We start from the raw sequence: 5,490 nt of genomic DNA, 5'->3' as shown, positions 1-5,490 counted from the left end.
ACGAAAGAACTAACCAGTTTAAAGTAGAACGCAGTCAAAAGCAACGCTCTTTAACAGAACAGATTACCGATAAGTGTGAGTGCGATTGAGCCTCACACTGATTCAAAGAGACGGTATATATAGCATATACTTGTCAATAACTTTGAAGCAGACCAGTGATTTCGAAGGGAACTTCGGAATTGCAACAAGCTAAGATTAAACATAAGAGTTTGATCCTGGCTCAGATTGAACGCTGGCGGCATGCTTTACACATGCAAGTCGAACGGCAGCACGGAGAGCTTGCTCTCTGGTGGCGAGTGGCGAACGGGTGAGTAATGCATCGGAACGTACCGAGTAATGGGGGATAACTGTCCGAAAGGATGGCTAATACCGCATACGCCCTGAGGGGGAAAGCGGGGGATCTAAGGACCTCGCGTTATTTGAGCGGCCGATGTTGGATTAGCTAGTTGGTGGGGTAAAGGCCTACCAAGGCGACGATCCATAGCGGGTCTGAGAGGATGATCCGCCACATTGGGACTGAGACACGGCCCAAACTCCTACGGGAGGCAGCAGTGGGGAATTTTGGACAATGGGGGGAACCCTGATCCAGCCATGCCGCGTGTCTGAAGAAGGCCTTCGGGTTGTAAAGGACTTTTGTTAGGGAAGAAAAGCTGGGTGCTAATACCATCTAGTGCTGACGGTACCTAAAGAATAAGCACCGGCTAACTACGTGCCAGCAGCCGCGGTAATACGTAGGGTGCGAGCGTTAATCGGAATTACTGGGCGTAAAGCGAGCGCAGACGGTTAAATAAGTCAGATGTGAAATCCCCGAGCTCAACTTGGGACGTGCATTTGAAACTGTGTAACTAGAGTGTGTCAGAGGGAGGTAGAATTCCACGTGTAGCAGTGAAATGCGTAGAGATGTGGAGGAATACCGATGGCGAAGGCAGCCTCCTGGGATAACACTGACGTTCATGCTCGAAAGCGTGGGTAGCAAACAGGATTAGATACCCTGGTAGTCCACGCCCTAAACGATGACAATTAGCTGTTGGGGTACTAGTTACCTTAGTAGCGAAGCTAACGCGTGAAATTGTCCGCCTGGGGAGTACGGTCGCAAGATTAAAACTCAAAGGAATTGACGGGGACCCGCACAAGCGGTGGATGATGTGGATTAATTCGATGCAACGCGAAGAACCTTACCTGGTCTTGACATGTACGGAATTTCTTAGAGATAGGAAAGTGCCTTCGGGAACCGTAACACAGGTGCTGCATGGCTGTCGTCAGCTCGTGTCGTGAGATGTTGGGTTAAGTCCCGCAACGAGCGCAACCCTTGTCATTAGTTGCCATCATTAAGTTGGGCACTCTAATGAGACTGCCGGTGACAAACCGGAGGAAGGTGGGGATGACGTCAAGTCCTCATGGCCCTTATGACCAGGGCTTCACACGTCATACAATGGTCGGTACAGAGGGTAGCGAAGCCGCGAGGTGAAGCCAATCTCAGAAAGCCGATCGTAGTCCGGATTGCACTCTGCAACTCGAGTGCATGAAGTCGGAATCGCTAGTAATCGCAGGTCAGCATACTGCGGTGAATACGTTCCCGGGTCTTGTACACACCGCCCGTCACACCATGGGAGTGGGGGATACCAGAATTGGGTAGACTAACCGCAAGGAGGTCGCTTAACACGGTATGCTTCATGACTGGGGTGAAGTCGTAACAAGGTAGCCGTAGGGGAACCTGCGGCTGGATCACCTCCTTTCTAGAGAAAAGAAGAGGCTGAATCGCATTCACACTTATCGGTAAACTGAAAAGATGCGAGAAGAGACAGAAAGAAACTGGGTTTGTAGCTCAGCTGGTTAGAGCACACGCTTGATAAGCGTGGGGTCGGAGGTTCAAGTCCTCCCAGACCCACCACAAATTTAAGGACGCGGGGGCATAGCTCAGTTGGTAGAGCACCTGCTTTGCAAGCAGGGGGTCATCGGTTCGATCCCGTTTGCCTCCACCACGATTTTGTAGGAAGAGGGAAGTTAATTCGTAGTACTGTGGAAATTAAAGGCAGTTTAGTCTGAAGAGAGACTGAAGGAAAGCTGATTTTAATTTGCGGAGTAACGCATCGATCTTTAACAAATTGGAAAGCCGAAATCAACAAACAAAGCTTGAATCACAGGAAGCGGATTCTGGAGACAGAAGAAGCGGAAAGTGAAGCAAGAATTGGGTGATGATTGTATCGCTGAACGACGAGCACAAAAGGCGTTGTTCAGACAACCAAAGCAGTAAGCTTTATGAGAGTAAAGGCCTTAAGTCAACTCACTAGTCAACGGTGAGGAGGCAAAGTCAAGAGGTTCTTGAAATGATAGAGTCAAGTGAATAAGTGCATCAGGTGGATGCCTTGGCGATGATAGGCGAAGAAGGACGTGTAAGCCTGCGAAAAGCGTGGGGGAGCTGGCAATAGAGCAGAGATCCCGCGATATCCGAATGGGGAAACCCACCATGTATAAGCATGGTATCCTGTACTGAATACATAGGTGCAGAGAAGCGAACCTGGAGAACTGAACCATCTAAGTACCCAGAGGAAAAGAAATCAACCGAGATTGCGCAAGTAGTGGCGAGCGAACGCGTAAGAGCCTGTATATGATAGCCATTGAGATAGAAGAACAAGCTGGGAAGCTTGGCCAAAGAGGGTGAAAGCCCCGTATTCGAAATTTCAAAGGTGGTACTGAGTATACGAAAAGTAGGGCGGGACACGAGAAATCCTGTCTGAAGATGGGGGGACCATCCTCCAAGGCTAAATACTCATCATCGACCGATAGTGAACCAGTACCGTGAGGGAAAGGCGAAAAGAACCCCGGGAGGGGAGTGAAATAGAACCTGAAACCTGATGCATACAAACAGTGGGAGCGGATTAATCCGTGACTGCGTACCTTTTGTATAATGGGTCAACGACTTACATTCAGTAGCGAGCTTAACCGATTAGGGGAGGCGAAGGGAAACCGAGTCTTAATAGGGCGAATAGTTGCTGGGTGTAGACCCGAAACCGAGTGATCTATCCATGGCCAGGTTGAAGGTGCCGTAACAGGTACTGGAGGACCGAACCCACGCATGTTGCAAAATGCGGGGATGAGCTGTGGATAGGGGTGAAAGGCTAAACAAACTCGGAGATAGCTGGTTCTCCCCGAAAACTATTTAGGTAGTGCCTCGAGCAAGACACTGATGGGGGTAAAGCACTGTTATGGCTAGGGGGTCATTGCGACTTACCAACCCATGGCAAACTAAGAATACCATCAAGTGGTTCCTCGGGAGACAGACATCGGGTGCTAACGTCCGGTGTCAAGAGGGAAACAACCCAGACCGCCAGCTAAGGTCCCAAATGACAGATTAAGTGGTAAACGAAGTGGGAAGGCAGAGACAGCCAGGATGTTGGCTTAGAAGCAGCCATCATTTAAAGAAAGCGTAATAGCTCACTGGTCGAGTCGTCCTGCGCGGAAGATGTAACGGGGCTCAAATCTGTAACCGAAGCTGCGGATGTCAGGCAACTGGCATGGTAGGGGAGCGTTCTGTAGGCCGAAGAAGGTGTGTTGAGAAGCATGCTGGAGGTATCAGAAGTGCGAATGTTGACATGAGTAGCGATAAACAGGGTGAAAAGCCCTGTCGCCGAAAACCCAAGGTTTCCTACGCAACGTTCATCGGCGTAGGGTGAGTCGGCCCCTAAGGCAAGGCAGAGATGCGTAGTCGATGGGAAACAGGTTAATATTCCTGTACTTGATTCAAATGCGATGTGGGGACGGAGAAGGTTAGGTCATCGATCTGTTGGAATAGATCGTTTAAGCCGGTAGGTGGAGCACTTAGGCAAATCCGGGTGCTTAACACCGAGAAGTGATGACGAGTGTCTACGGACACGAAGTGACTGATACCACGCTTCCAGGAAAAGCCACTAAGCTTCAGTTTGAATGAAACCGTACCGCAAACCGACACAGGTGGGTAGGATGAGAATTCTAAGGCGCTTGAGAGAACTCAGGAGAAGGAACTCGGCAAATTGATACCGTAACTTCGGGAGAAGGTATGCCTCTGACGGTGAAGGATATACTCCGTAAGCTGTTAGAGGTCGCAGAGAATAGGTGGCTGCGACTGTTTAATAAAAACACAGCACTCTGCAAACACGAAAGTGGACGTATAGGGTGTGACGCCTGCCCGGTGCTGGAAGGTTAATTGAAGATGTGCAAGCATTGGATCGAAGCCCCAGTAAACGGCGGCCGTAACTATAACGGTCCTAAGGTAGCGAAATTCCTTGTCGGGTAAGTTCCGACCCGCACGAATGGCGTAACGATGGCCACACTGTCTCCTCCTGAGACTCAGCGAAGTTGAAATGGTTGTGAAGATGCAATCTCCCCGCTGCTAGACGGAAAGACCCCGTGAACCTTTACTGTAGCTTTGCATTGGACTTTGAAGTCACTTGTGTAGGATAGGTGGGAGGCTAAGAAGCAGACACGCTAGTGACTGTGGAGCCGTCCTTGAAATACCACCCTGGTGACTTTGAGGTTCTAACCCGGATCCATGAACTGGATCGGGGACCGTGCATGGTAGGCAGTTTGACTGGGGCGGTCTCCTCCCAAAGAGTAACGGAGGAGTTCGAAGGTTACCTAGGTCCGGTCGGAAATCGGACTGATAGTACAATGGCACAAGGTAGCTTAACTGCGAGACCGACAAGTCGAGCAGGTGCGAAAGCAGGACATAGTGATCCGGTGGTTCTGAATGGAAGGGCCATCGCTCAACGGATAAAAGGTACTCCGGGGATAACAGGCTGATTCCGCCCAAGAGTTCATATCGACGGCGGAGTTTGGCACCTCGATGTCGGCTCATCACATCCTGGGGCTGTAGTCGGTCCCAAGGGTATGGCTGTTCGCCATTTAAAGTGGTACGTGAGCTGGGTTTAAAACGTCGTGAGACAGTTTGGTCCCTATCTGCAGTGGGCGTTGGAAGTTTGACGGGGGCTGCTCCTAGTACGAGAGGACCGGAGTGGACGAACCTCTGGTGTACCGGTTGTGACGCCAGTCGCATCGCCGGGTAGCTAAGTTCGGAAGAGATAAACGCTGAAAGCATCTAAGCGTGAAACTCGCCTGAAGATGAGACTTCCCTAGGGAAATAATCCCTCTAAAGAGACGTTCGAGACCAGGACGTTGATAGGTCGGGTGTGGAAGAGTGGTAACACTTGCAGCTAACCGATACTAATTGCTCGTGAGGCTTGACTCTATCATTTGAAGGACTTCGTACATGAGAAGGTGTACAGAAGAAATGATAAAGCTTACTGATGAATGCAACATCACCAAGATAAAGGCTTTCTGATTTGACAGTTTAATGTCTGGCGGCCATAGCGGGTTGGTCCCACGCCTTCCCATCCCGAACAGGACCGTGAAACGACCTAGCGCCGATGATAGTATGGATACCCATGTGAAAGTAGGACACCGCCAGACTCCCCATAAGAAGAACCCGGTTGAGAGATCAGCCGGGTTTCTTGC

At 50.3% G+C, this 5,490-nt stretch carries 2 tRNA genes and 3 rRNA genes; all 5 read left to right on the top strand.

Annotation, left to right across the window (positions count from 1 at the left end):
- Nucleotides 1-197 precede the first annotated feature (197 nt).
- The 5 genes from MJ761_RS10790 to rrf all read left to right on the top strand — a co-directional run bounded on the left by MJ761_RS10790 (nt 198) and on the right by rrf (nt 5,445).
- Nucleotides 198-1,736: ribosomal RNA gene (locus tag MJ761_RS10790) — 16S ribosomal RNA — on the top strand.
- A gap of 78 nt (nt 1,737-1,814) precedes the next feature.
- Nucleotides 1,815-1,891: transfer RNA gene (locus MJ761_RS10785), tRNA-Ile, on the top strand.
- 15 nt (nt 1,892-1,906) lie between these two features.
- A tRNA-Ala gene (locus MJ761_RS10780) sits at nt 1,907-1,982 on the top strand.
- Nucleotides 1,983-2,334: 352 nt separating this feature from the next.
- Nucleotides 2,335-5,224, top strand: a 23S ribosomal RNA gene (locus MJ761_RS10775).
- A gap of 108 nt (nt 5,225-5,332) precedes the next feature.
- Nucleotides 5,333-5,445: ribosomal RNA gene (rrf, locus tag MJ761_RS10770) — 5S ribosomal RNA — on the top strand.
- Together the 16S, 23S and 5S rRNA genes with 2 tRNA genes alongside form the textbook arrangement of a ribosomal RNA operon.
- The last annotated feature ends 45 nt before the right edge of the window (nt 5,446-5,490 follow it).

The sequence above is a fragment of the Snodgrassella communis genome (assembly GCF_914768045.1).
In the GTDB taxonomy this organism is placed as follows: domain Bacteria; phylum Pseudomonadota; class Gammaproteobacteria; order Burkholderiales; family Neisseriaceae; genus Snodgrassella; species Snodgrassella communis.
The sequence above is the reverse complement of the archived record's forward strand: the minus strand, read 5'-3'. Positions and strand labels throughout refer to the sequence as shown.